Here is a 25,019-nt window from a genome sequence, read left to right as displayed (position 1 = left end):
CCCGATCTTTACATGTACGGCCGGTGGCCATGGCGTGGGGGATCACCCGATCCCATCCCGAACTCGGAAGTTAAGCCCCACTCGCGCGGATGGTACTGCCGGGGCCACCCGGTGGGAGAGTACGGCGCCGCCGGCCTACGTTTCAAGCCCCCCGATGCTCACTGCGAGCGTCGGGGGGCTTCTGTTTGTGGAACAGCCTCACACAGAGAACACAGAGGGAACTGCAAGGCCACGGAGAACCGAACTTCCTGAACGGAGCGCCCCACCCCCGCCCACGGCTTCGCAGCCGAGCTTGGTGGCGCGGAAGTGAAGGAGACGATCCCCGCCGCGCACCCGGGATCTGGCCATGTTCGACAGACCGTGCGTGGCGATCGCCACCTGCTGGCACCTGAACATGGGATACGACGGTGCCACACCGCAGAGCCCGTCTCCTTCACTCCGCGCCAGAGGCCGGCGCGGAGACAACGTGCGGCGCAGCGCTTCGTTCAGGAAGTGTGGTGCGTCTCCGCGCCTCCGTGTGAGCCATGCAGTAGTTGAGCATTCATGTCCCAGCGACACCCGCACTTGGAGAACCGGATGGAATACAGGTATGCAGTCGAGTCGGACGCCCCGTTCCTGGCCGAGATCAACCGGCAGCTGATCGAGGACGAGTGGGACGGCGGCGGGATGTCGCTGGAGCGCCTCGAGGCCCGCATGCGCCGCTGGCTGGCGGACGAGGACTACAAGGCGCTCCTCTTCCAGGAGGACGGCTCCACCGTCGCCTACACGCTCGCCAGCGTCGACGAGGACACGTCGTACATCCGGCATTTCTTCGTGCTGCACGAGCACCGCGGCCGCGGCGCCGGCCGCCGCGCCATGGAGCTGCTCCTGAGGGAGATCATCCCCCCCACGTCGCGCGTGACCCTGGACGTGCTCGCGTCCAACGAGGCCGGCCGCCACTTCTGGCGCTCCGTCGGCTTCCGCGACTACGCCATCCGCCTGGAGCGCCTCCCCGAAAACCCGTCCTCGTAGCGCCTCAACGCGGCGTCCGAGGGCCGGTGCCTGCGCCGGTGCGGTTGATGGCGCCGGCGATCTCGTCCAGGTCCTCGCGGGTGAGGTCGATGTTGGCGGCGCCCACCCAGCCATCCACCTGCTCCGGCGTGCGCCCGCCGACGATGGCCGCGGTCACCCCCGGCCACGCGATCGTCCACGCCACCGCGATGGAGGCGACGCTCGTGTCTTGGCGCTCGGCGATCGGGCCCAGCGCATCGCGGAGGGCGAGGTTGCGCTCCACGTTGGGCATCTGGAAGTCGGCCGAGCCGCGGCGCCAGTCGTCCTCGGCCAGGGTGTTGACGCGCTCCATCGACCAGCGGTCGGTGAGGAGGCCGGATTGCATGGGGCTGTAGACGATCACCCCCGTCTCGTGCTCCAGGGACCACGGTATCTCGGCCCCCGCGGCGTCGCGCCGGATCAGCGAGAACGAGGGCTGCAGCGAGTCCACGTGGCGAAGGCTGTCGCAGCGCTCCAACAGCTCCGTGTCGAAGTTGGAGACGCCGGCCCAGCGCACCTTCCCCTCGTCGACCAGGCGGAGCATCTCGGCCCAGGAGTCCTCCACCGGCGTCCCCGTCTCATCCGGCCAGTGGAACTGGTAGAGGTCGATCGTCTCCACGCCGAGGCGGCGCAGCGATGCCTCGCACTCGCGGCGGATGGAGTGCGGCTGCAGCGTGCGCTGCGGCGGGGCCATGGGGTTGCTCTCGTCCCAGGCCAGCCCGCACTTGGTGAAGACGAGCGGCCGGTCGCCCTCGCCGAAGTCGCGCAGCAGGCGGCCGACCACCTCCTCCGAGTGCCCCAGGCCGTACACCGCAGCCGTGTCGATCCAGTTGACGCCCCGCTCCACGGCGTGGCGCATGGCCCGCAGTGAGTCCTCGTCGTCCTGCGGCCCCCATCCGAAGGCCCACCCGCCGCCGCCCACCGCCCACGCGCCGAACCCCACGCGCGTGATCTCGGGTCCGTTGCTTCCCAGCCTGCGCTTCGCCAGTTCCGCCATTTCGATTTATCTCCGTGTGATCGAAGAGCTCAGCGGGGCTGTGCCCGCTCGTATTGCTTCGGCCAGTCGCCGCGGGTGCCCAGGCGGTGCGCGGCCAGCAGGGGCCAGCGCGGCTGCCGCAGGAGCTCGCGCGCCAGGAGCACCAGGTCGGCCTGGCCGGCGCGGATGATGTCGTCCGCCTGCTCGGGTTCGGTGATGAGACCCACGGCCGCGGTGGGGATGCCGCCATCGCGGCGCACGCGCTCGGCGAACCCAACCTGGTAGCCGGGCCCGATCTCGATCTTGGCGTTCGGCACCAGCCCGCCGGACGAGCAGTCGATCAGGTCCGCGCCGTCGCCGCGCAGGAGGGTCGCTAGCTGCACGGAGTCTTCCACGTCCCACCCGCCCTCCGCCCAGTCCGACGCGGAGATGCGCACGAAGAGCGGAAGCCGCTCCGGCCACACCTCGCGCACCGCGGCGACCACCTCGCGCGTCAGCCGCACGCGGTTGTCGAAGGAGCCGCCGTACCGGTCCGTGCGCTGGTTGCTGAGCGGAGACATGAACTCGTTCAGGAGGTAGCCGTGCGCCGCGTGCACCTCCACCACCTGGAAGCCCGCCTCCAGCGCGCGCCGGGCCGCGTCACGGAAGCCGTCCACGACGCGGCGGATCCCCTCCTCGTCCAGCTCCCTCGGCTGCGGATAGCCCTCGGTGAAGGGGACGGCGCTGGGCGCCATCACCTCGTTCCAACCGCCGTCCTCGACGGCAACGGCGCCGTTCCCCTCCCACGGCACCTGTGTGCTGCTCTTTCGCCCCGCGTGCGCGAGCTGCGTCCCCGCGATGGAGCCGTGGGCGTGGATGAAATCGGTGATGCGCCGCAGGGCGGGGACGTGCTCGTCCTTCCAGATCCCCAGGTCGCGCGGGCTGATGCGGCCCTCGGGGACGACGGCGTTGGCCTCGGTCATCACCAGCCCCGCGCCGCCCGTGGCGAAGGCGCCCAGGTGCACGAAGTGCCAGTCGTTCGCGAACCCGTCCTCGCTGGAGTACTGGCACATCGGCGACACGCCGATCCGGTTCCTGAATTCCACCTCTCGCAACCTCAGCGGCGAAAAGAGCCGCGCATCCGTGTCAGCCGGCAACTCGGGTCCTCCGTTTGGTAGATCATCCTGCCACCGTGGAGCGCCGTTCCCGTTGCAACCCTGCGACCAGCGGGGGGACAGGTGTGCGGTGCGGGGCCCGGCGGTTGAAACCGCTGCAACAACCGCGGGAAACCTGCCTTCGCAGGTTGCAGCCGCGCGAGCAGATGTATGCGTACGCCCCTCCCCCAGCAGTTTGGGGGAGGGGCAGCGAGGAACGAGCGGGGAGGGGGCCTTACAGGAGCTCGCGGTAGAACTCCAGCGTCTGCGCGGCGATGGCGCGCCAGCTGAAGTGGGCGAGGACGCGCGCGCGGGCGGCGGTGCCCATCGCGGCGCGGCGGGCGGGGTCGGTCATCAGCTCGTTGACGGCGGCGGCGAGCGCGCGGGAGAAGGCGTCTGGATCACGCGGCTCCACCGAGCCCTCGCCCTCCGCGTCGAGGGGGACGAGGAGGCCCGTTTCGCCGGGGACGACGATCTCGGGGATGCCGCCCACCGCGGAGGCGACGACCGGCGTCTCGCAGGCCATCGCCTCCAGGTTGATGATCCCGAAAGGCTCGTACACCGAGGGGCAGACGAAAACGGCTGCGTGCGTGTAGAGCGCGATCACGTCGGGCTTGGAGAGCATCTCCGCGATCCAGATGACCGGGACGGAGACCTCGTCCTTCACCTCCTCCACCAGCGCGCGCATCTCCTCGCCGATCTCGGGGGTGTCGGGGGCGCCGGCGCAGAGCACCACCTGCACGCCCGCGTCCAGGTGCCGGATGGCGCGAACGAGGTGCAGGATTCCCTTCTGGCGCGTGATGCGGCCGACGAAGAGGACGACGGGGAGATCGGGGTCGACGCCCAGGCGGCGGAGGACGGCGGGGTCGGGGCGCGGGCGGTACTCGTCCGGGTCGATCCCGTTGTGGATCACGCGGATGCGCTCCGGCGCGACGCCGTACAGCGCCTGCACGTCCGCCTTCATCGCCTGGGAGACGGCGACCACTCCGTCCGCGTTCTGGTAGGCGGTGCGCTCGATCCAGGTGGTGACGTCGTACGCGGTGCCGAGCTGCTCCACCTTCCAGGGGCGGTGGGGCTCCAGCGAGTGAGTGGTCAGCACCAGCCGTGCGCCGGTCAGCGGGCGGGCCAGCGAGCCGGCGAGGTGCGAGTACCAGGTGTGGCAGTGGACGATGTCCGGGGCCTGCACCGCGCCCACCATCGCCAGGTTGCGGGCCAGCGCGTCCAGCAGCCGCTCGTGACGCGGGTCCTGCGCGGACAGCTTCACCGGCACCGGGATGCCGCGCACGTGCAGGCTGCCGTGGCTCTCCCGCTGCTCGCCGAACGCCAGCACGTCGACCGTGTGGGCCCCCCCCTCCAGCCGCGCCAGCTCGCTGGACAGGTACTCCACGTGGACGCCCGCCCCGCCGTAGACGTGGGGCGGGTACTCGTTGGTGAAGAGGGCGATGCGCATGGACAGTGCGTTTGTGCGTTGGTGCGTTCAACTTCGTGGGTACTGCCGAACTACATCTCACACGGAGACACAGAGTAACAGGGAAAGGGATGGAAGAGAGACCCCCCTTTGCGGCTCTCTGTTGTCTCTGTGTCTCTGCGTGAACCGCTGTTCCGTCGCCAGGGCGCACTCACGCACTACCGCACTTCTTTTTCAGATGACGGTCCCATCCGGTATCTCCGCGTTCTTTGGGATCACCACGATCCCGTCGCGGATGTACCAGTTGGGGCCCTCGCCGTCGCGGATGCCCTCGCGGTTCGTGATGATGCAGCGCTTGCCGATGGCGACGTTGCGGTCCACGATGGCGTTCTCGATGCGCGTGCCCTCGCCGATGCCGGGGCGCAGGGGGCCCTGGGCGTAGTTGCGCGTCTCGCCTTCCTGCCACCCGTAATAGTCCGAGCCCAGCAGCACCGCGCGGTGGATGCGCGTGCCGCCGGAGATGTACGAGCGGATCCCCACCACCGAGTCCGTGATCTCGCTGTCCTCGATGATGCTCCCCTCGGCCACGATGGCGTGCTCCAGGCGCGTGCGGGTCATCTTGGCGGGCGGCAGCATGCGCGCGTTGGTGTACAGCGGCATCGCCGGGTCGTACAGGTTGAACGCGGGGTGCGGCTGGGCCAGCATGATGCTCGTCTCGAAGTACGACCGCACCGTCCCGATGTCGTTCCAGTACCCCGCGAACGGGTACGCCACCACCTTGAGCTCCTCGATGGCGCCGGGGATGATCTGCTTGCCGAAGTCGTGGTCGTCCGGCTTGCGGTCCAGCACGTCGCGCAGGGTGCCGGCGTTGAAGATGTAGATGCCCATCGACGCCAGGTAGATCCGCCCCGCGGCCTCCATCTCCGGCGTGGCCGGGCTCTCCTTGCCCGCCAGCTCCTCGTGCCGCGGCTTCTCGTAGAAGGCCGTGATGCGGTGCGCCTCGTCCGTGTGCATGATGCCGAAGCCGGGCGCGTCCTCGGCCGTCACCGGCGTGGCGGCCACCGTGATGTCGGCGCCCGTCGCGTCGTGGTGCGCCAGCATCTTGCGGTAGTCCATCGCGTAGAGCTGGTCGCCCGAGAGGATGATGACGCGCTCGTGCGGCACGCTGCGGATGTGCGGCATCGACTGGCGCACCGCGTCCGCCGTCCCCTGGTACCACAGCTCCGACGAGGCGGTCTGCTCGGCCGCCAGGATCGTCACGAAGCCGCCGTGGAAGCGGTCGAAGACGTACGAGTGCGTGATGTGGCTGTTGAGGCTGGCGGAGTTGTACTGCGTAAGCACGAACATCCGGTACAGCCCGCTGCTGATGCAGTTGGAGATGGGAACGTCGATGAGGCGGTACTTGCCCGCGAGCGGCACGGCGGGTTTGGCGCGGTCCTTGGTCAACGGGAAGAGGCGCGTCCCGGCGCCGCCGCCGAGAATGACTGCGAGCATCTGGCTCATGGAATGCGAACGGGCAGTGTGGGGTGTGATCCGGCACCCCCCGTCACGGCAAGAAGTTGGCCCATTCCCGCTCAGGCCGCGCGGGACTGGACAAAGAGGCCTCGCGATGACAGAATGTCCCATACGTACCGATTCTCGCCCGACGCCCCCCCGTATCGCATCCTCCTCCTCCCGGCCTCTCCCCTTGAGCGACCCCGCATCCGAAGCCCCGCGCATCCTGGTCGTGGACGACGACCACTCGGTGCGCCGGCTGATACGCGTCTTCCTGCAGGAGCGCGGCTACCACGTGCGCAGCGCCGCCGGCGCGGACGAGGCGCTGGAGCTGCTGGAGAGCGAACGCTTCGACGTCGTGGTGACCGACCTGCGCCTTCCGGTCTCCAGCGGGCTTGAGCTGCTGCAGGAGGTGCGCGCGCGCCTGCCGGGGGTGCGCAGCGTGCTGATGAGCGGCGACGCCGACGTACCCGCTCTAGTCGGGGCGGTGGAGCGCGGGGTGGACGCGGTGCTGCTGAAGCCCTTCGAGCTGGACGAGCTGCGGCTGCAGGTGGAGCAGTCCGTCGCGCGGCAGCGGGCCGAGCGCGCCGCCGCCCGCGAGCGCGACCTGCTGGAGGCCCGCCTACGCCACCGCGACGCGGAGAGCCGGCTCTGGATTCTGCGCGCGGCGCGGGCGCTGGTCACCGCCGTGGAGGTCAAGGATGCCTACACCGCCGGCCACGCCAAGCGCGTCACCGCCTACGCCATGTCCATGGCCGAGGTGACGGGCGGGATCGACCTGCTGCGCTTTCCGCTGGCGGGCGACCTGCACGACGTGGGAAAGATCGGCATCCCGGACTCGGTGCTCAACAAGCCGGGGACGCTCACCACGGCCGAGCTGGAGCTGATGGAGGGGCACCCCGCGGCCGGCGCGCGCATCCTGGAGCCGCTGATCGACGACCCGCTGGTGATCGGCGTGGTGCGCTGGCATCACGAGCGGTGGGACGGGTACGGCTACCCGGACGGGCTGGCGGGCGACCGCATCCCGCTGGCGGCGCGCGTCCTGGCCGTGGCCGACACGCTGGACGCCATGACCTCCGCCCGCGCCTACCGCGACGCCCTCCCCTGGGAAGCCGCGGTGGCCGAGATCCGGCGCTGTTCCGGCACGCAATTCGACCCCACGGTAGTCGCCGCCTTCGAGGCCGCCCTCCCCGTGCTCCACGCGCACTTCCGCGCCCACGACGCGGCGCGCCGCGACCGCTAGCAGGGTATCGAACACAACGCAGCGGCGTCGCCCATTTCCTGAACGGAGCACCCCCCAATCCGTGCTTCCACGCCGGATTCGAATGCGAAGTGAAGGAAGCGATCCACGCTGCCAGCTCCGGACTGGCCCATGCTCCATAGCCAGGCCTGTACGGACTGCGGAGCGCGGGCCGGTACGGCACCGGTAGCGGCAGTCGTTTCCTTCACTACGCGCACGGTCTACGGCGCGGAGACAGAGGCGGCGTAGGCGCTCCGTTCAGGAAGTAGGTTTCTAAGCACCCGTCTGGATTCGCGACGGCGTACAGAAGCCGGACGCCGCCGCACCCCCTCCGCGCCAACTCAAATGTATGGCGCGCAACCACTTGCGCTGCGACCCGGCATCGGCACGCTCCCTGCCTTTGCGGGGCACGCGGACATCCGTCCGCGGCCCCCGCAATTTGACCGGACGCCGATGCCCTCCATATTGGACCCGCAGCCGCGCAGCATCCTGGCACGCCGCCCCCATCGCACCGTCGCATTGCCCCACGACCCGCTCCTGGCGCCCGAGCAGCTCCGCGACTGCCGCATCGTGGTGGCGGACGACGACCCGGGCGTCATCGAGGTGATGAAGCGCCTCCTGGCGCGCGCCGGCTACCGCCGCGTGTGGTTCGCCACGCGCGGCGGCGAGGTGGCGCCGCTCTGCGCGGAGGTGGAGCCGGACCTGGTGATCGTGGACCTGCGCATGCCGGACCGGCACGGCTTCGACGTCGTGCAGGACGTGCGCTCGCTGGCGGGCGGCGCCGTCCCCATCCTGGTGGTCACCGGCGAAGACCGTGCGACGGTGGTGCAGCAGGCGCTGGCGTGCGGCGCGCGCGACTTCCTCTCCAAGCCGTTCGAGCCGGGGGAGGCGCTGCTGCGCATCCGCAACCTGCTGGAGGTGCGCGCGCTCCACACGCAGTCGCTGGCCGCCGCCGAGGCGCGCTACCGCACCCTGGTGGAGGACGCCACCGACGCCATCTGCCGTACCGACACGCGCGGCGTGGTGACCTACGCCAACCCCTCGGCGTGCGCGCTGCTGGGCGAGGGAGTCGTGGGGCGCAGCGCCACGGAGATGGTGCGCGAGGACGTGCGCCACGAGGTGCGCGAGTTCTACTGCGCCCAGCTCCGCGACCGCATCCCCACCACCGTGCGCGAGGTGCCGCTGGTGGTGGACGGCGCCGAGCTCTGGCTGGAGCAGCGGGTGCAGCTGGAGGTGGTGGGCGGGCGGGTGATGGGGCTCAGCGGGATCGCGCGCGACGTGACGCAGCGCCGCGCGCACGAGCGGCTCAAGGACGAGCTGATCTCGCTGGTGAGCCACGAGCTGCGCACCCCGCTCACCGCCATCCGCGGATCGCTGGGGCTGCTGCACGGCGGCGTGCTTGCCAACTACCCCGAGCGCGCCGCGCGCATGGTTGCACTGGCGCTGGCGAATTCCGAGCGGCTGGGCCGGCTGATCGACAACGTGCTGGACCTGGAGAAGATGGCCTCCGGCAAGCTGGAGATCGAGCGGCGCCCCTTCTCCATCCGCCAGATCGCCGACGACGCCATCGACACCATCCGCCCCCTGCTGGAGCAGGCCGACCTCCTGCTGGTGACCGACCTCCCCGACGTGGCGGTGAACGTGGACCCCGACCGCATCGCGCAGGTGCTCACCAACCTGGTTTCCAACGCGGCCAAGTACTCGCCGCGCGGCGGCGCCGTGTGGGTGCGCGCCGAAGTGGTGGGCGCCGACCTGCGCGTGCAGGTGCGCGACCAGGGGCGCGGCATCCCCGCGGCGAAGCTGGAGTCGATCTTCGAGCGCTTCCAGCAGGTGGACTCGTCGGACAGCCGCGAGAAGGGGGGCACCGGGCTGGGGCTCCCCATCTGCCGCAACATCGTGGGACTCCACGGCGGGCGAATCTGGGCAGAGAGCTTGCCCGGAAAGGGTAGTACTTTTACCGTTCTCCTCCCCGGCGCGGTGGTGGAGGACGCGGCGCGAGAGTGATGATGGCGCAAACAGGGCGGTACTTGCACGCCGAGGCCCGGAACACGCGCCGTGGCTCGTTGTATGGGAAGCATGCACGACGGGTGTGCCGTACCCTTCCCCCGACCGGTTCCGTTTTGGGCGCGATCGACGATCCGCAACGCCTCTCCGCGCTGGAGCTCCTCGGCCTGATGGACTCGCCGGCCGAGGCGTCCTTTGACCGTTTCACCCGCCTGGCCGCGCGCCTGCTGAACGCGCCGGTCGCGCTGGTGACGCTCCTGGACGCCGACCGGCAGTACGTCAAGAGCTGCGTGGGGGTGGATGGCGCGGCGGGGAGCTACACCCCGGTTTCGGAGTCGTTCTGCCGCCACGCCATCGACGCCGGGGGGCCGCTGCTGCTGGAGGACGCCGCGGCGGACCCGCGCGTGCGCGACACGCTGGCGGTGCGGGAGCAGGGGTACCGCGCCTATGCCGGCTACCCGATCCGCACGCCGGACGGCCACGTCCTGGGCACCCTCTGCGTACTGGACCACCGCCCGCGCAGCTGGAGCCACGACGAGCAGCAGGTGCTGGCCGACCTGGCGGACGCGGTGACCACCGAGATCGCGCAGCGCGTGCACCTCGCCGAGCAGGCGCGCAGCGAGGCGCACTACCGCCGGTTGGTGAGCACTTCGCCGTTCGCCATCTACGCGCTGGACGTACAGGGGCGCTTCGTGGAGCTGAACCGGGCCGGCGAGGCGCTGCTGGGCCGCGAGAGCCACACCGTCCTCGGCAGCTACTTCGGCGCCATCATCGCCCCCAAGGACCTTCCCGCCATCGAGCGCATCTTCATCGACCTCCTGACCGGCGCCACCGACAAGGCGCTGATGGAGATGGACCTGACGCGGCCGTCGGGGGAGCTGCGCCGCGTCTCCGTCAACGCCACGGTCATCCACGAAGACGGGCGCGTGACCGGCATCCACGGCATCGGGCGCGACATCACGGACGAGCAGGAGCTGCTCGCCGAGATGAAGCTCCTCCACCTGGCGCTGGGCAACCTGGCGCAGGGGGTGAGCATCACCGACGAGCGCGGACGGGTGATCTTCGTGAACCGCGCCTACACGGAAATCCTGGGAATCCCCCTGGCGGCGGACGCGCAGGCGTACATGGACGCCCTCGTTCCCGACGCCGAGGGCGCGCAGGAGGAGGAGATCGCCCGCGGCATCGGCGAGGCCGGGGAGTGGAGCGGGCTGGTGTGGCGGACGCGGATGGACGACGGGCGGCGTGTTCCGCTCGACCTGTTCGTCTCCGCGGTGGACGGCGCGGAGGGGGGCGGCCGCTGCCTCTTCACCATCGTGCAGGACGCCACCGAGCGGCTGGAGCGCGAGCGGCACCTGCGGCGCGCCGAGCGGCTGGCGGGGCTGGGGACGCTGGTGGGGGGCGTGGCGCACGAGCTCAACAACCCGCTGACCGCCATCAAGGGCTTCACCGCGCTGATGCTGATGGACTCCCGCACGCTGGAGGACCGCGAGGCGCTGGAGGTGATGAAGCGCGAGGCGGACCGCGCCGCGCAGATCGTGGCCAACCTGCGCCGCCTGGCGCGCGACACGCAGGAGGAGGACACGCCGCGCGAGCGGGTGGACCTCAACAACGTGATCGGCCACGTCCTGCAGGTGCGCGGCTATTCGCTGGGCACCTACAACATCGCGGTGGGCACCGAGCTGGACGCCGCGCTCCCCGCCATCATGGCCGACCGGGGGCAGATGGAGCAGGTGCTTCTGAACCTGGTGGTCAACGCGGAGCAGGCGCTGGCCGGCCGCCCCGACCCGCGCATCACCGTGCGCACGCAGTCGGGCGAGCGGGGCGTTTCGGTGTACGTGGTGGACAACGGGTCCGGCATTCCGCCGGAGGCGCTGGAGCGCATCTTCGACCCCTTCTACACCACCAAGGCGCCCGGCGAGGGCACCGGCCTTGGCCTGGCGCTGGTGCACGGGATGGTGGCGGACCACGGCGGGCGCATCCACGTGGAGAGCGTGCCGGGGGAGGGGACCACCTTTCGCATCGACTTCCCCGCCGCCGAGGAGGGGAGGGCCGAGCCGCCCCCCGTCCGCGAAGCGCTCACCACCGCCGCGGAAACGCTGCGCGTGCTGGTGGTGGACGACGAGGACAGCATCCGCCGCACCCTCTCGCGCTACCTGGCCCGCCGCGGCCATCGCGTGAGCGTCGCCGCCGAGGGCGGCGAAGCGCTGCGCATGCTGGAGTCGGAGGGCGGCTTCGACGTGATCCTCTCCGACGTGCGCATGCCCGGCCTGAGCGGCGACCGCCTGCACGCCCGCCTGCGCGAGCGCGGCGACGGGATGGACCGGCGCCTGGTCTTCATGAGCGGCGATGCCCTCGGCGACCAGACGGCCGACGCCCTCTCCGCCTCCGAGGTGCCCGTCATCCTCAAGCCCTTTGACATGGGCACCGTCGCGGACACGGTCGAAGCGGTGGGGCGTGCCGCCCCCCGGTAAGCACTGAACATCCGCTCGATGGAAGCAAAAGAGGCGCGAGGAGAATATCCCTCGCGCCTCTTTGCTACGCCATACACTGACCGGAAACGCGACGAATGGCCATTCATCGGCCTCTCGTGTTGTTACTCCGCAAGGTATCCGCTACACCGTCCGGTTTCTCGACAGAACAGGACCACCTTGCACTAAGTTAACTTGCTATAGCGCATGCGTTTAGCGCACAGGGAGACGCGGCTCGCTCCTCGCTTTACGACGACTCGCCGGAGCCACCCTCTTCCGCGAGTCTTGAAATGCGCTCACTCCCGCTGCTGGCCGCCACGATCCTCCTCCTCGCCTCTCCGCTCGCCGCGCGTGCGCAGAGCGTGGGCGGGGGGATCGGTGTGAGTGCGCGTGTGGTGGCCGCGGAAGAGCTGAAGCTTGCATCGGCCTTGGGCGGCGCGGCTGGCACGGAGCAGGTCCGCGTGGAGCGCACGCGCGGCGGGGATGCGAGCGTCTCGGTCCCCCTGGTCCTGACCCACCGCGCGCGCCCCGTCGTCTCCCTCCAGCAGCGCGCCGGCGACCCCGCCTGCGAGCTCCACACCGCCACCGCCGCGCGCACGGACGCCGGCTGGGGCACCCGCCTCCGCTGCACCGCGGATCCAGCGGGCGCGCCGCAATGGGCCCGCCTCCTGATTGTACCTAACACCTGACAGCAGCGGCGGGCATCGTGGAGGACGGCGGCGCCGGGGACATCGGGTGCCGGGGCAGCGCCGGGGGCTGAAGCCCCCGGCTGGAACCACGGGAAGGCGGCTGAAGCCGGCTCGAGAAACGCGGCATCGGAACGGGTTCGCGAAGGCCGGCACGATTCGGCGCACGTCCATGGCGCGGGAAGCCACGTGGGGCTGCCCCTACGCGGGATGTGTGTGGGGTGCCGATGTCGAGGCGGTTCAAGGGTGGGCGCGATGAATCGCGCCCCTACGAGCGCATCTGCGGTGCACACGCAGTTCTCCCCCTCACCCGCCCTGCGCCCCCGCAGGCGGGGGAGGGGGCCCGGGGGGAGGGGGCACATGCGCCGGACCGACGCCAGCCGAACGGCACCAATCTCCGCCCCCTCTACCGATGACAGGAGGGCGCAGCCCTCTCCTGTTATCGGTAGAGGGGGCAGGCGAGTGTAACGAGCCGGGGGTGAGGGCCCCCTACCGCTCCAGCATCCGCGCGATGCGCTCGGCCAGCTCGTCGGCGTCAAAGGGCTTGTGGACGACCTCGGCGCCGGGGCCGAGGGCCTCGCGGTTGAGGGCGGCGCCGCGCGTGTAGCCCGTCATGAAGAGGATGGGGAGGGCGGGGGAGGCGGCGCCCAGGTGCCGCGCCAGCTCCTCGCCGCCCATGTGCGGCATCACCAGGTCGGTGAGCACCACGTCAACGGTGGCGCCGTGCTCCTCCCACAGCTCCAGCGCCTCGCGTCCGTCGCGCGCCTCCAGCACGCCGAAGCCGCGCCGAAACAGGGCACGAGCGGTCACGCGGCGCACCGGGTCCTCGTCCTCTACTAGGAGCACCGTGCCGCGCGCGGTGGCGGGCGCGAGCTCGGGCGGCGCGTCGGCGGCGGGGTCGGTGTCGGTGACGCGCGGGAGGAGGATGTGAAAGGTGGTGCCGCGCCCCAGCTCGCTCTCCACGGTGATGTAGCCGCCGCTCTGCTTCACGATCCCGTACACCGTCGCCAGCCCCAGCCCCGCGCCCTTGCCGGGCCCGTGCGTGGTGAAGAACGGCTCGAAGACCTGCTGGCGCGTGGTGTCGTCCATCCCGTGGCCGTCGTCGCTCACGCTGAGGCGCACGTACTCGCCCGCGGCCATGTACGCGGGCCGCGGATCGGACTCGGCGACGACGGCGTTGGTGGTCACGAGGCGCAGCGTGCCGCCGTGCGGCATGGCGTCGCGCGCGTTGAGGGCCAGGTTCACCAGCACCTGGTCTAGCTGCTGCGGGTCCGCGTGCACCGGCGAGATGGCCGGGTCCAGCACGGTGGCGACCTCCACCTTTTCCGGCACCAGGCTGCGGAGCATGGGGAGCGAGGCGGAGAGCGCCGCGTTCAGGTCCAGCACGCGGGGGATGAGCACCTGCCCGCGGCCGAAGGCGAGGAGCTGCCGCGTGAGGGCGGCGGCGCGCACGGTGGCGGACTGGATCTCCGCGACGTCCTCCACGCTGGGCGAGTCGGCGGGGATGTCCATCGCCAGCAGGTCTGCGTTCCCCTTGATGGTGGTGAGGAGGTTGTTGAAGTCGTGCGCCACGCCACCCGCCAGCCGCCCCACCGCCTCCATGCGCTGCGCCAGCCGGAGCTGCTCCTCCAGCCGCAGGCGCTCGCGGATGTCGCGCGCCACGATGAGCACCGACGGCTCCCCGGCGTACTCCACGGCGCCTGCGGTGATCTCCACGTCGATGGCGGCACCGTCCGCGCCCAGGAGGCGCTCGTGGGCGGGAAGCGCGCGCTCTCCCGCAGCCGCGGTGCGGATGTACTCCGCGGCACGCTCGCGGAGCTCGGGGTGGAAGAGCTCCGCCACGGGGCGGCCCAGCAGGTCTTCGGGGCGGGACAGCCCCAGCATGGCGGCGGCGGCGGCGTTGGCGTAGGCCACGGCCTCACCGCTCTGCACCAGCACCGCCTCGCGCAGGAGCTCCAGGAGGTGGCGGCACCCTTCCTCGCGCGCGATCACCTGGCGCGCGGCCATGGCGTGCCGCAGCAGGCACTCCAGCAGCTCCGGAGTGGCCGCGGCGTACGGGAGCGACGCGGCGGCGCCGGCCCGCGCGAATTCGGCGGGGTCGCCCTCCTCCACCAGGACGATGACCGGAACGGCGTGCCCCGCCAGCTGCCGGACGCAGCCGAGCGCGTCGCCTCCGTCGCGCAGGACCACCGCGTCGCACGTGCCGGACAGCGCCGCCGCGACCGCTTCGTCGTGCGTGGCAACGCGCATCGCCCGCGAATTCGGGGGCGAGGGTGTCGTGCCGTCCCCTTTGTCCACTATAACGACCCGCAGCATCCCTTCGCTCACGGCGCCCTCACGGCCAGCACGGCGCGCACGATCTCCAGCAGCTCGGCGGCGCCGAACGGCTTGGCGAGGAAGGGATAGCTGGGCGCCAGCACGCCGTAGCGCACCGCGTCCACTTCGGGGCGGCCGGACATGAACACCACGGAGATCCCCGGCCGCTGGTCCGCGATGCGAGCCGCGAGCTGCACGCCGTTCATCCCCGGGAGCACGATGTCGGTGAGGAGGAGGTCGATGCCGCCGTCGTGCTTCCACGACACGGAGAGCGCCTCCGTGCCCGCGGCCGCCTGCAGCACCGTGTAGCCGCTCCTGCGCAGGATCTCGCTGGCGGTGCGGCGCGCGGAGGCGTCGTCGTCCACCACGAGCACGACCGGTGCGGGTTCGTTAGACATCAAAGGAACCGGAAAGGGGACGCGCAAACCCGGTGAGCGCCCCTATGATAAGGGGGCGCGACTCATCGCGCACGAAGAAAGGTGCAGAATTTGGCGCGTTCGCATACTTTGGGGAGGCGACGCAGCAAAGCTCCCGCTCAACGACCCCTCTGGACGACAAGCCGCATGGCACGTTCCGTACTCCTGGTAGACGACGATCCTTCGGTGCTGCGCGTGCTGCGGCGCTACTTCGAACGCGGCGGCTGGGAGACCTTCCAGGCGCTCAGCGGCGAAGACGGGGTGCGCACCTTCGAGGCGCACCTCCCCGACCTGGTGCTGCTGGACGTGAACCTTCCCGGCATCAGCGGCCTGCACGTGCTGGAGGTGCTCATCTCGCGCGGCGCCACGGTGGTGATGCTCACCGGCCAGGCCGAGGTGGGGACCGCCGTGGAGGCGATGCGCGCCGGCGCGGAGGGCTTCCTCACCAAGCCGGTGGACCTAGACCACCTGGGCGCCGCCGCCGAGCGCGCGGTGGAAAAGGTGGAGCTGCGCCGCGCCAACCACACCCTGGCCGAGCGTGTGGTGGAGCAGGGGCGCGCCGGCACGCTGGGCAGCTCGCCGCGGATGCGCGAGCTGACTCGGCAGGTGGAGCTCCTCGCCTCGTCAAAGGACACCACGCTCCTGCTGCAGGGGGAGAGCGGCACCGGTAAGAGCTGGGTGGCGCAGCTCACGCACGGGCTCAGCCCGCGGGCGCGCTCGGCATTCGTGGAGATCAACTGCGCGGGGCTCTCCGCCACCTTTCTGGATTCCGAGCTGTTCGGGCACGAGAAGGGCGCCTTCACCGACGCGCGCGAGATGAAGCGCGGCCTCTTCGAGGTGGCGGACCGCGGGACGCTCTTCCTCGACGAGATCGGCGACCTGTCGTCCGACCTGCAGCCCAAGCTGCTGCGGGTGCTGGAGACGCGCACCTTTCGCCGGCTGGGCGGCACGCGCGAGATCCAGGTGGACGTGCGCCTCATCGCGGCCACCAACAAGGATCTTGCGGCCGAGGTGCGTGCGGGGCGTTTCCGCGAAGACCTCTTCTACCGCCTCTCCGTCTTCCCGCTCACCATCCCGCCGCTGCGCGAGAGGTCGCGCGAAGACGTGCTGGAGCTGGTGCTGGAGGCGCTCAGGCAGCTTCACCTGCGCCACCCCGCATCGCCGGACCGGCTGAGCGACCGCGCGCTGGACCTGCTGCTGGGCTACGCCTGGCCGGGAAACGTCCGCGAGCTGCGGAACGTGCTGGAGCGCGCCCTCGTCCTCTCGCCGGGCGACGACGTCATCGGCCCGGAGCACCTCCCGGAGGCGCTGCGGGCCCCCGGCGCTCCCCGCGCGGCGCGGCTGGACAGCACCGTCCTCACCCTGGAAGAGGTGGAGCGGCAGCACATCGAGCGCACGCTCTACCTGTCCGAGGGGAACCGCACGCTGGCGGCGCAGCGGCTCGCCATCTCCCGCGCCACGCTGCACGCCAAGATCAAGCAGTACGGGCTGGAGCGGGTGGGGCGCGACGAGGAGGCTACCGCGTGATTCTCAGCAGCATCTCCACCACGGCGGGGTGGAAACGGGTGCCGCTCCCGGCCTCCAGGGTGCGCGCGCAGTAATCGTGGTCGAGCGCGCCGCGGTAGGCGCGCGGCGAGGTCATGGCGTCGTAGGCGTCGGCCACGTGCAGGATGCCGGCGAGGAGGAACTCGGCGGAGTCGGAGTCCAGCGCGGGGTGCAGCGCGTCGTAGGGGACGGTGTGGTGCTCGATGAGGCGCGCCGCTCCGCGTAGCGACGCCACCCCCTCCACGATGCGGGCGCCGGCGCGGGCGTGGGCGCGGATCTGCTCCAGCTCGTCCGCGCTCAGCGGGCCGGTCTTGTGCAGGAGCTCCAGCGGTACCACCACCTTGCCGATCTCGTGCAGCAGCGAGGCGAACTCCAGCAGCTCCACGTCGGCCGGCGCGATCCCCATCGCCTCGGCCACGCGGCGGGCGAGGGCGGCCACGCGCACCGAGTGCCCATGCATGTACGGGTCGCGCGCGGCGATGGTGCCCGCCAGCGCCGTCACCACGTCGCGGCGCAGCTCGCGCATCCCGTGGCGCATCTCCTCCATCTCGCGGCACACCTGCCCGCGCAGCGCCACCACTTCTTCTGCGATCCTCCCCACCGCCGCCTCGATCGCCCACTGCACCTCGCCGTCGCGGAAGGGGCGGCGGAGCGGGATGGTGCTGTCGGCGGGCGGCGCTTCGGCCCCCTCGTCCACGATCACCAGGTGCGCGCCTGCGCGGTTGATGTGGCGGAAGCGGCTCAGGTACTCCGCGCTCTCGTGCGCCGTCGACGAGCCCAGGTCGGAGATGATCAGGTCGGGAACCAGCCCCTGTTCCAGCGAGCGCAGCGCCTCGCGCGCGTCGGGCACGGTGAGCGCCAGGTGGCTCCCGCGGCGCACGATGGGCTCCAGCTCGGCGATCACCTGCTTGCGGTCGCTCACGATCATGATCCTGCCGTTGAGCATCATCTGAATTGCTCCATCTGTAGCGGTGCTCTCGTTTCCGCCCGGGGTGCGGCGGGCCGTCGCGTGTACCCCCTCCATTTGCGAGAGGCGCGCCATTGGGGCTATTCCTGCAAGTGGCTGCGGTGTGAGGAGTTATCGTGAGACCCTGGGAGCGGGAGAGTGTCGAGAAGTCGCACGTCCGGGCGGGCGCGGCATCGCCAACCGCACGCGCCGCAACGGCTTGCGCGGCTCTGTATCGATTCCGGACGGCAGCGCTCGCAACTTCAGCGCATCAGGTGTGTTCAACTTGTGCGTTATCGGCTCCTGACACAAAGTACAGCGCGGTGCGCTCCCCGCGCGCCATCTCGTGCACATCTCCCCTCGTCCTCACCCGCGCGAAGCGGCGCCTACCTCCCCCCTGGTCCAGATTTCCTCTCAGATGAAGCCGGCAACCGTCCTGCTCGTCGAAGACGACGACGCGACGGCGTACTGGGTCCGCCGCATCCTGGCGCACCACGGCACCCACGATGGCGGAGCGCCGCACGTGCTGCGCGCGGCGTCCTTGGCCGAAGCGCTCCGCGAGGTGCGCCGGGCCGACTGCGTCCTGGTGGACCTGACGCTCCCCGACTCGCGGGGGATCGAAACCTTTCTGGCGCTCCACCACGCGGCCCCCAGCGTCCCCGTGGTCGTCCTTACCTCGCTGCGCGACGAGGAGCTGGGGGCGGAGGCGGTGCGGTTGGGGGCGCAGGACTTCCTCTCCAAGGACTCGGCGCCGGAGCAGATCTCGCGCGCCCTGCGCTTCGCCCTGCTGCGCGGCCGCTGGCAGGGGGCGGTGGACGAGGCGGCGCGGCTGGAGGCGGTGCTGGACAGCATCTCCGACGCGTACCTGGCGGTGGACGGCGGCGGGCGGCTCACCTACGCCAACCGCGCGGCGGAGCGGCTCTTTGGCGTCGCCCGTGAAGATGCGGCGGGGCATCCGCTGGCGGAGGGGATCCCCGCGCTGGCCGGGACGCGCACCCTCGCCGCGCTCCTGCGCCACGCGGACGAGCCCGCGGCGCTGGAGGAGTGCCTTCCCGGCATCGGCCGCTGGGTGGAGGTGAGGCTCTTCCCCTCGCCCGCGGGGACAACGGCGTACCTGCGCGACACCACGGAGAGGCGGCGCACGGAGGAGGCGCTGCAGGAGGCGCAGCGCTTCACGGCGGGGCTCCTCAGCAACCTTCCCGGGATGGCGTACCGCTGCGCCAACGATCCGCAGTGGACGATGGAGTTCGCCAGCGAGGGCGCCAAGGAGCTGACCGGCTACGCGCCCGACGCGCTGGTGGGCCCCGGGGCCGTCGCGTACGCCGATCTCATCCACCCCGCCGACCGGGAGCGGGTGTGGGAGGAGGTGCAGGCCGCCGTCCAGCAGGGACGCCACTTCGAGCTGAGCTACCGCATCGTCACCGCGGGCGGGGGCGAGAAGTGGGTGTGGGAGCAGGGGCGCGGCGTACGCGACGTGGACGGGAAGACGCGGGCCGTGGAGGGCTTCATCACCGATACCACGCGGCAGAAGGCGCTGGAGGAGCAGCTTCGTCAGGCGCAGAAGATGGACGCCGTGGGGCGGCTGGCCGGCGGGATCGCGCACGACTTCAACAACCTGCTCACCGCCATCAAGGGCACCGCCGCGCTCATGCTCCTCGACCTCGCCCCCGGCGACCCGCTGCGCGAGGACGCGGAGTCGATCGGTGAGGTGGTGGACCGGGCGGCGGGGCTGGCGCGGCAGCTCCTTGCATTCGGCCGTGGCCACGTGGTGCGCCGAGAGACGGTGGACCTCAACGGCGTGGTGCGGGAGACGGGGAAGATGCTCCGCCGCCTAATCCCCAGCGGCATCGAGCTCACCACGGTGCTCACCGAGGATCTCGCCCCCGTGAACGCGGATGGCGGCCAGCTGGAGCAGGTGCTGGTGAACCTCGTCCTCAACGCCCGCGACGCCATGCCGGACGGCGGCACCGTGATCGTGGAGACGATGCACGTGGAGGTGGACGCCTGGCCGCGCGATTGGGCCACGGGCCTGGCGCCGGGCGCGTACGTGATGCTCGCGGTGCACGACACCGGCACCGGCATCGACGCGCAGACGCAGGAGCGCATCTTCGACCCGTTCTTCACCACCAAGGAGGTGGGGAAGGGGACGGGGCTGGGGCTTTCCATCGTGTACGGGATCGTGCAGCAGAGCGGCGGCGCGCTGCGCGTCTTCAGCCGCCCCGGCGCGGGGACAACCTTTCGCGTGATCTTTCCGCGCGCCGGGGCGCCCCCCCGCCCGCGCACGCCGGAGCCGCCCCCCACCGTCCCCGGCACGTGGAGCGGCACGGTGCTCCTGGTGGACGACGAGCCCGCCGTGCGCCGCACAACCCGCCGTCTGCTGGAGCGCACGGGCTTCACCGTCCTGGAAGCGGGCAACGGCGAGGAAGCGCTCACCCGGGCCCGCGCGCACCCCGGCCCCCTCGCCCTGGTGGTGACGGACGTGGTGATGCCGCAGATGGGCGGCCCGGTCCTGGCCGCGCAGCTTGCCCGCGAGCGCCCCGCCACGCCGGTCCTCTACGTCTCCGGCTACTCCCGCGAGAACGCCTTCCCTGGCGGCAGCGCAGGCGCGCAGGGCCGCTTCCTCCACAAGCCGTTCACGGTGGAGGGGTTGATGGAGGCGGTGGAGGCGTTGCTGGGGAAGGGAAGCCCAGAGGGGTAGCTGGGGCTTGTGGGGCTTCTGGGTCTTCTGGGTCTTCTGTGGCGAGTTAACTCGCGGCAACAACGGCACAAAGTCCGCCTGCGCGGACTCGGGGTCCGATGCCGGTTTTCTCGAGCCGGCTTCCCGTGGTTCCCAGCCGGGGGGTTCATCCCCCGGTTTTTCGCGTTTGGTCCACCGCCGGCGGACCCCCGGTTGTATCCGCCTCCCCCCTCCCGTTACCTTTGGCGACCGTTATACAAGATCCAACCGACCCGCTCCGCCCGCGGCCCACACGGCCGGGGGATGCGTACACTTGAGGACTGATGGAACAGATCATCCGCGGCGCCGTGGAGCGCGGCGCCAGCGACATCCACATCCGCGGCGGCGACGTCGTGCGCGCGCGCATCGGGGGGAAGCTCCTCCCGCTCACCAAGCAGAAGCTCTCGCCCGAACAGGCCCGCGCCTTCGTCCTCACCGTGATCGCCAGCCCCACGCTGCGCGAACGGATCGACCTGATCCAGGACCACGACTGCTCCTGGGGCGTCCACGGCGTGGGGCGCTTCCGGGTGAACGTGATGCGGCAGCGCGGCAGCTTCGTGGTGGTGCTGCGCGTCATCCCCTACGAGATCCCCACGCTGGAGAAACTTGGCCTCCCCGAAGTCGTTTCCAAGATCGCCCTGGCCGAGCGCGGGCTGATCCTGGTGACGGGCGTCACGGGCTCGGGAAAGAGCTCCACGATGGCGGCCATGATCCAGCACCTCAACAACCACGAGCACCGGCACGTCGTCACGCTGGAGGACCCCATCGAGTTCCTCCACCACGACAACCTGTGCGCCGTCAGCCAGCGCGAGGTCGGGGCGGACACGGAGAGCTTCCAGCGCGGTCTGCGCGCGGCGCTGCGCCAGGACCCCGACGTCATCCAGATCGGCGAGATGCGCGACGCGGAGACGATCGACATCGCGCTCAAGGCGGCCGAGACGGGCCACCTGGTGATCTCCACCGTGCACACCAAGGACGCCACCAACACGGTGGCGCGCCTGATCTCCGCCTTTCCGCCCGAGGAGCAGGAGACGGTGCGCTACCGCATCGGCGACGCGCTGCACGCGGTGATCTCGCAGCGGCTGCTGCCGCGCAAGGGCGTGCGCGGGCGCGCGCTGGCCGCGGAGGTCATGCTGATGACCTCCACCATCCGCGACTGCGTGATCGATCCGGAGAGGACCGCCGAGATCCGCGACCACATCGCCGCCGGGCGAGACGTGTACGGGATGCAGAGCTTCGACCAGCACCTGGCCGACCTGGTGCAGGCGGGGCTGGTGGAGTTCGGCGTCGCCCGCGCGGCCGCCACCAACCCCGGCGATTTCGAGCTCAAGGCGCGCCTTTCGGAGGCTGGGGGCGGTGGGGCGTCGGGGACGATGGAGGGGCTGACGACGGGGGCGGGGTACTAGGCGGGAGCCCTCACCGGCCCTCACCCCCGTCTCGTTACACTCGACTGCCCCCTCTCCCGATAACAGGAGAGGGCTCCGCCCTCTGTTATCGAGAGAGGGGGCGGATCTCCGCTCTGCACAGCCATCGCCCGTGTCCGCCTCCGTTCCGTCGCCTGCCGGGTCGCGCCAAACATGTAGGGGCAGACCTGCGTGTCTGCCCTCCCTTTCCCTCGCGCCGACGCTGGCCGGCCGCGATCAACCTCCGCCGCGGGGCTGGGTGGGTCTGGGGCCCATGCGCAGGTGCACCTCGCGCGGGACGCGGAAATCGCGCAGGACGCCGTCCATGCCGCGGAGGCCGCACGCCTCGCGCTGCACCACGTAGTACCACAGCGCCTCACCCGCCGCCGACACCAGCCCGGCGCGCTCCTCGGGCGCACCCTCCGGCGCGGCGTCATGCTCCTCCAGGCGCGCGATCGCGTCCAGGAGGCGCGTGGCGACGCGCCCGAGCGACGCGGCCTTTTCCTGCGCGATCTCCGCCTGCACGCTCTCCACGTTGCGCTCGGAGATGCGCGCCAGCGGTCCCTTTGGTGCCCTCATCCTTCCTCTTCATGAAGCAGCGCGGCGCGGAAGCGGGCGAGCGGCTCTCGGAGCTCCGCGGGCGATCGCGTTCCGGCGCGGATGCTTGAGAGTACCGCGCCGAACTCATCCCACGCACCCTGCGCGGCGGACCGGTGCGGCGCCCGGCGGATCTCCTCACCTGTCAGGGCAGCGCCGATCTCCACCATGCCGAACAGGCCGCCCTCCAGCTCCTCCCCGAACCCGATCCACCGTTCCACGTAGTTCTCCAACTGATCCGCGAGCCAGAGCAGGCGGGAGAGCCCATCGTCCGGCTGTTCGGCGAGGTGACCGCGGAGCAGGGCCTCCAGTTCGCGGCGGCGGCCGGGGTCCATCAGCGGAACGCGACGCGTACGGCATCGATGACGGGCTGCGGCGCCGGCACCTGGTTGCCGTAAAAGGTGCGCGAGTTCAGGGCCATCACCACGCCGCCGGCCATGCGGATGGTACCCACCCACGCACCCTCCGGAAGCGTGCCGAGCGCCCGCCGCACGAACTCCGCGTGCGATAGGGTGATGTCGCCGCTCTCCACCAGGAGCCGCCCGTCGCGCACGACCGCGAGGCGCGATCATCCTGCCGATCGATGGCTTCATGTCGTTGCCGTGAAGCGGGGGAGAGGACCTCGCACACGCTGTACGACACTCGTGCAGAGCCGGTGCCAGTCCACGCCGCATCCGCGCACACCGGTTGCGGCGGGGTGAGGCGGGGCGCGAGATTGGACGGACGACCCGCGGCCCCGCCGCACACGAGTCCCACCAGCGCGAACGACCGATGATCCGACGATTCCTGGCCACCGTCCTCGCCCTCGGCGGCGCGCTCCTGACCGCAACGCCGGCCCACGCCTGGGACGAGTTGGGGCACAAGGTGGTGGCGCGCATCGCGTGGGACCACATGACGCCGCGGGCGCGCGAGCAGGCGGTGGCGCTCCTGATGGCCGCGCCTGAGGACGCGGGGATCCGCGCGGTGATGCCGGGCGATGCCCGCCCGCTGGCCGACCGGCAGCGCGACCTCTTCGTCAACACGAGCGTGTGGGCGGACCTCATCCGCAGCCGCACGCACCCGGGGAGCCGCTACGCGCACCGCGAGTGGCACTACGTCAACTTCTTCTGGGAGCAGCGCACGCCGGGCGGGCGCGTCATCGACCGGACGGACGTGCCGCGCGCGGGCGAGCTGCTGAACCGGATGGCGGTCTACGGCACCTCGCTGGGCAACGCGTCGCTCCCGCAGGCGGAGCGCGCGGTGGACCTGGCGTGGGCGCTGCACCTGGTGGGCGACGGCCACCAGCCGATGCACAACAGCGTCCGCATCACTCCTCAGGACACCGCCGGCGACCGCGGCGCCAACTCGTTCACCCTCGCGGGGCTCTACCCGTTCAACAACCTGCACGCCTACTGGGACAGCCTGGTCGGCTTTTCCGTGCCGTGGGGCGCCGCGGATCGCACCGAAGAGGACTACGTGGGAAGCGTCGCCCGCCGCATTACCATGAACTACCCGCAGCGGAGCTTCGCGGGGAGGCTGCTCCCGGGTGCCTTCGAGGAGTGGTCGCGCGAGGGGATGCGCATCGCGCAGCGCGTGGGGTACCCGGTGTGGCTGGAGAGGGGCGAGCGCGCGCCGATGCGCTACCGCTTCGTCGCGTGGGACGCCGCGGAGCCGCGGGTGGCGATCGCCGGCTACCGGCTGGCCGACCTGCTGAACCGGACGCTGGGCAGCTGACGCCGTTGCGATTTCGTTACGGCCGGGCGGAATCCCGCCGCCCGGCCGGGCCGTAGTTCCGCCTGTCGGAGAACGCCGCACCCCGCGGACCCCGCACCCGGAACCCGAGTATGAGCGAAACCACGCAGACACACCCCGCTCCCGCGGACGACCTTCGGGCTCGCATCCTGGCTTTCCGCCTGGACGAGCCCGATTCCGTTTTCCCCTTTTCCGCCCGCCTGGCGCGGGAGAACGGGTGGAGCCGCGCGTACGCGCTTCGCGTGGTGGAGGAGTACAAGCGCTTCGTGTACCTGGCGATGGCGGCCGGGCACCCGGTGACGCCATCCGTCGATGTGGACCAGGCCTGGCACCTCCACCTCACCTACACCCGGTCGTACTGGGAGGAGATGTGCGGGCGCGTCCTCGGCCGCCCCCTCCACCACGATCCGACCCGCGGCGGCCGCGCCGAGGGCGCCAAGTTCACGGACTGGTACTCCCGAACGCTGCGCAGCTACCAGGAAGCCTTCGGCGCCGCCCCGCCGCCGGACGTCTGGCCCTCGCCCGCAGAGCGGTTCGCTCCCGTGGCGCGCACGCGCACGGTCTCTGCTGCCACGCACTGGATCATCCGCCGCCCGCGCTTGCGCCCCGTCCACGCGGCACCGCTGGCGCTCGCGGCTCTCGCCGGCTGCACCCTCGACTCCCCCATCGCACTGGTGCTGGTGCTGCTGGCGGTCGGGGCCGCCATCGTGGTCGGGGCGTCCACTCAGAACCCGTCCGCGTCCGCGGCGAAGAAGAAGCGCGACGGTTCATCGGATGGCGGCACCTCCTCCGACTCCTCGAGCTCCAGCTGCGACTCCGCGGACGCCTCGTGCGGTGACGGTGGGGGCGATGGCGGGGGTGACGGAGGCGGCGGGTGCGGCGGCGGATGTGGTGGATGCGGCGGATGACGC

At 71.2% G+C, this 25,019-nt stretch carries 20 protein-coding genes and 1 rRNA gene; 11 read left to right on the top strand and 10 right to left on the bottom strand.

The window, feature by feature from the left end:
- Positions 1–19 precede the first annotated feature (19 nt).
- Positions 20–136 (top strand): 5S ribosomal RNA (gene rrf / locus VF584_21490).
- Between the two features lie 440 nt (positions 137–576).
- Complete coding sequence (locus VF584_21485; GenBank protein HEX8212763.1) at positions 577–1,011, top strand: GNAT family N-acetyltransferase; 435 nt, start codon at positions 577–579, stop codon at positions 1,009–1,011.
- A 4-nt stretch (positions 1,012–1,015) separates the two neighbouring features.
- On the opposite strand, the gene VF584_21480 is transcribed toward VF584_21485, so the two are convergent.
- From VF584_21480 to VF584_21465, 4 genes are all read right to left on the bottom strand, one after another.
- The gene (locus tag VF584_21480; protein ID HEX8212762.1) at positions 1,016–2,026 is read right to left on the bottom strand and encodes an aldo/keto reductase; all 1,011 of its coding nucleotides are present in this window, start codon (positions 2,024–2,026) and stop codon (positions 1,016–1,018) included.
- A 29-nt stretch (positions 2,027–2,055) separates the two neighbouring features.
- A complete protein-coding gene (locus VF584_21475) occupies positions 2,056–3,141 on the bottom strand; it encodes an NADH:flavin oxidoreductase/NADH oxidase (protein ID HEX8212761.1) in 1,086 nt (361 codons plus the stop codon).
- A 232-nt stretch (positions 3,142–3,373) separates the two neighbouring features.
- Complete coding sequence (gene glgA, locus VF584_21470) at positions 3,374–4,588, bottom strand: glycogen synthase (GenBank protein ID HEX8212760.1); 1,215 nt, start codon at positions 4,586–4,588, stop codon at positions 3,374–3,376.
- Positions 4,589–4,780: 192 nt separating this feature from the next.
- A complete protein-coding gene (locus VF584_21465; protein ID HEX8212759.1) occupies positions 4,781–6,040 on the bottom strand; it encodes a glucose-1-phosphate adenylyltransferase in 1,260 nt (419 codons plus the stop codon).
- A gap of 193 nt (positions 6,041–6,233) precedes the next feature.
- Here VF584_21465 and VF584_21460 point away from each other — a divergent pair, with 193 nt between their 5' ends.
- The 4 genes from VF584_21460 to VF584_21445 all read left to right on the top strand — a co-directional run bounded on the left by VF584_21460 (position 6,234) and on the right by VF584_21445 (position 12,441).
- Positions 6,234–7,283: an HD domain-containing phosphohydrolase gene (locus VF584_21460; protein ID HEX8212758.1), complete on the top strand. Its 1,050-nt coding sequence runs from the start codon at positions 6,234–6,236 to the stop codon at positions 7,281–7,283.
- 450 nt (positions 7,284–7,733) lie between these two features.
- Positions 7,734–9,284: an ATP-binding protein gene (locus VF584_21455; GenBank protein HEX8212757.1), complete on the top strand. Its 1,551-nt coding sequence runs from the start codon at positions 7,734–7,736 to the stop codon at positions 9,282–9,284.
- A 116-nt stretch (positions 9,285–9,400) separates the two neighbouring features.
- Entirely contained in the window at positions 9,401–11,755 is a 2,355-nt protein-coding gene (locus VF584_21450) for a PAS domain S-box protein (GenBank protein ID HEX8212756.1), read from the top strand.
- Between the two features lie 287 nt (positions 11,756–12,042).
- Positions 12,043–12,441 (top strand): hypothetical protein, encoded by a 399-nt coding sequence (locus VF584_21445; GenBank protein ID HEX8212755.1) that lies wholly within the window; start codon positions 12,043–12,045, stop codon positions 12,439–12,441.
- Positions 12,442–12,927: 486 nt separating this feature from the next.
- Here VF584_21445 and VF584_21440 read toward each other — a convergent pair whose 3' ends face one another.
- Complete coding sequence (locus VF584_21440; GenBank protein HEX8212754.1) at positions 12,928–14,688, bottom strand: ATP-binding protein; 1,761 nt, start codon at positions 14,686–14,688, stop codon at positions 12,928–12,930.
- Positions 14,689–14,762: 74 nt separating this feature from the next.
- Positions 14,763–15,152, bottom strand: a complete 390-nt coding sequence (locus tag VF584_21435) for a response regulator (GenBank protein ID HEX8212753.1) — start codon at positions 15,150–15,152, stop codon at positions 14,763–14,765.
- A gap of 165 nt (positions 15,153–15,317) precedes the next feature.
- Between VF584_21435 and VF584_21430 the strand changes: the two genes are divergently transcribed.
- A complete protein-coding gene (locus VF584_21430) occupies positions 15,318–16,697 on the top strand; it encodes a sigma-54 dependent transcriptional regulator (protein ID HEX8212752.1) in 1,380 nt (459 codons plus the stop codon).
- On the opposite strand, the gene VF584_21425 is transcribed toward VF584_21430, so the two are convergent.
- Positions 16,687–17,664: an HD domain-containing phosphohydrolase gene (locus tag VF584_21425; GenBank protein ID HEX8212751.1), complete on the bottom strand. Its 978-nt coding sequence runs from the start codon at positions 17,662–17,664 to the stop codon at positions 16,687–16,689. The genes VF584_21430 and VF584_21425 overlap by 11 nt on opposite strands.
- Positions 17,665–18,079: 415 nt before the next feature.
- Between VF584_21425 and VF584_21420 the strand changes: the two genes are divergently transcribed.
- Both VF584_21420 and VF584_21415 read left to right on the top strand, forming a co-directional pair.
- Complete coding sequence (locus VF584_21420; protein ID HEX8212750.1) at positions 18,080–20,359, top strand: response regulator; 2,280 nt, start codon at positions 18,080–18,082, stop codon at positions 20,357–20,359.
- Positions 20,360–20,661: 302 nt separating this feature from the next.
- Positions 20,662–21,783, top strand: a complete 1,122-nt coding sequence (locus VF584_21415) for a PilT/PilU family type 4a pilus ATPase (GenBank protein ID HEX8212749.1) — start codon at positions 20,662–20,664, stop codon at positions 21,781–21,783.
- Positions 21,784–22,017: 234 nt separating this feature from the next.
- Here VF584_21415 and VF584_21410 read toward each other — a convergent pair whose 3' ends face one another.
- From VF584_21410 to VF584_21400, 3 genes are read right to left on the bottom strand one after another with little or no spacing between them, the layout of a single operon-like run.
- Positions 22,018–22,359 carry a DUF6665 family protein gene (locus VF584_21410; protein HEX8212748.1) on the bottom strand — a complete coding sequence of 114 codons (342 nt, stop codon included), beginning with the start codon at positions 22,357–22,359 and terminating at the stop codon, positions 22,018–22,020.
- Entirely contained in the window at positions 22,356–22,712 is a 357-nt protein-coding gene (locus VF584_21405) for a hypothetical protein (GenBank protein ID HEX8212747.1), read from the bottom strand. The genes VF584_21410 and VF584_21405 overlap by 4 nt, the downstream gene beginning before the upstream one ends.
- The gene (locus tag VF584_21400) at positions 22,712–22,930 is read right to left on the bottom strand and encodes a hypothetical protein (GenBank protein HEX8212746.1); all 219 of its coding nucleotides are present in this window, start codon (positions 22,928–22,930) and stop codon (positions 22,712–22,714) included. Before VF584_21400 ends, VF584_21405 begins: the two co-directional genes overlap by 1 nt.
- A 218-nt stretch (positions 22,931–23,148) precedes the next feature.
- On the opposite strand from VF584_21400, the gene VF584_21395 reads away from it, so the two are divergent.
- Entirely contained in the window at positions 23,149–24,090 is a 942-nt protein-coding gene (locus VF584_21395; protein ID HEX8212745.1) for a S1/P1 nuclease, read from the top strand.
- 110 nt (positions 24,091–24,200) lie between these two features.
- A complete protein-coding gene (locus tag VF584_21390) occupies positions 24,201–25,016 on the top strand; it encodes a hypothetical protein (GenBank protein ID HEX8212744.1) in 816 nt (271 codons plus the stop codon).
- The last annotated feature ends 3 nt before the right edge of the window (positions 25,017–25,019 follow it).

The sequence above is a fragment of the Longimicrobium sp. genome (genome assembly GCA_036389135.1).
Lineage (GTDB): Bacteria > Gemmatimonadota > Gemmatimonadetes > Longimicrobiales > Longimicrobiaceae > Longimicrobium.
Note: the sequence above shows the minus strand (reverse complement) of the source record. Positions and strands in the feature narration are given on the sequence as shown.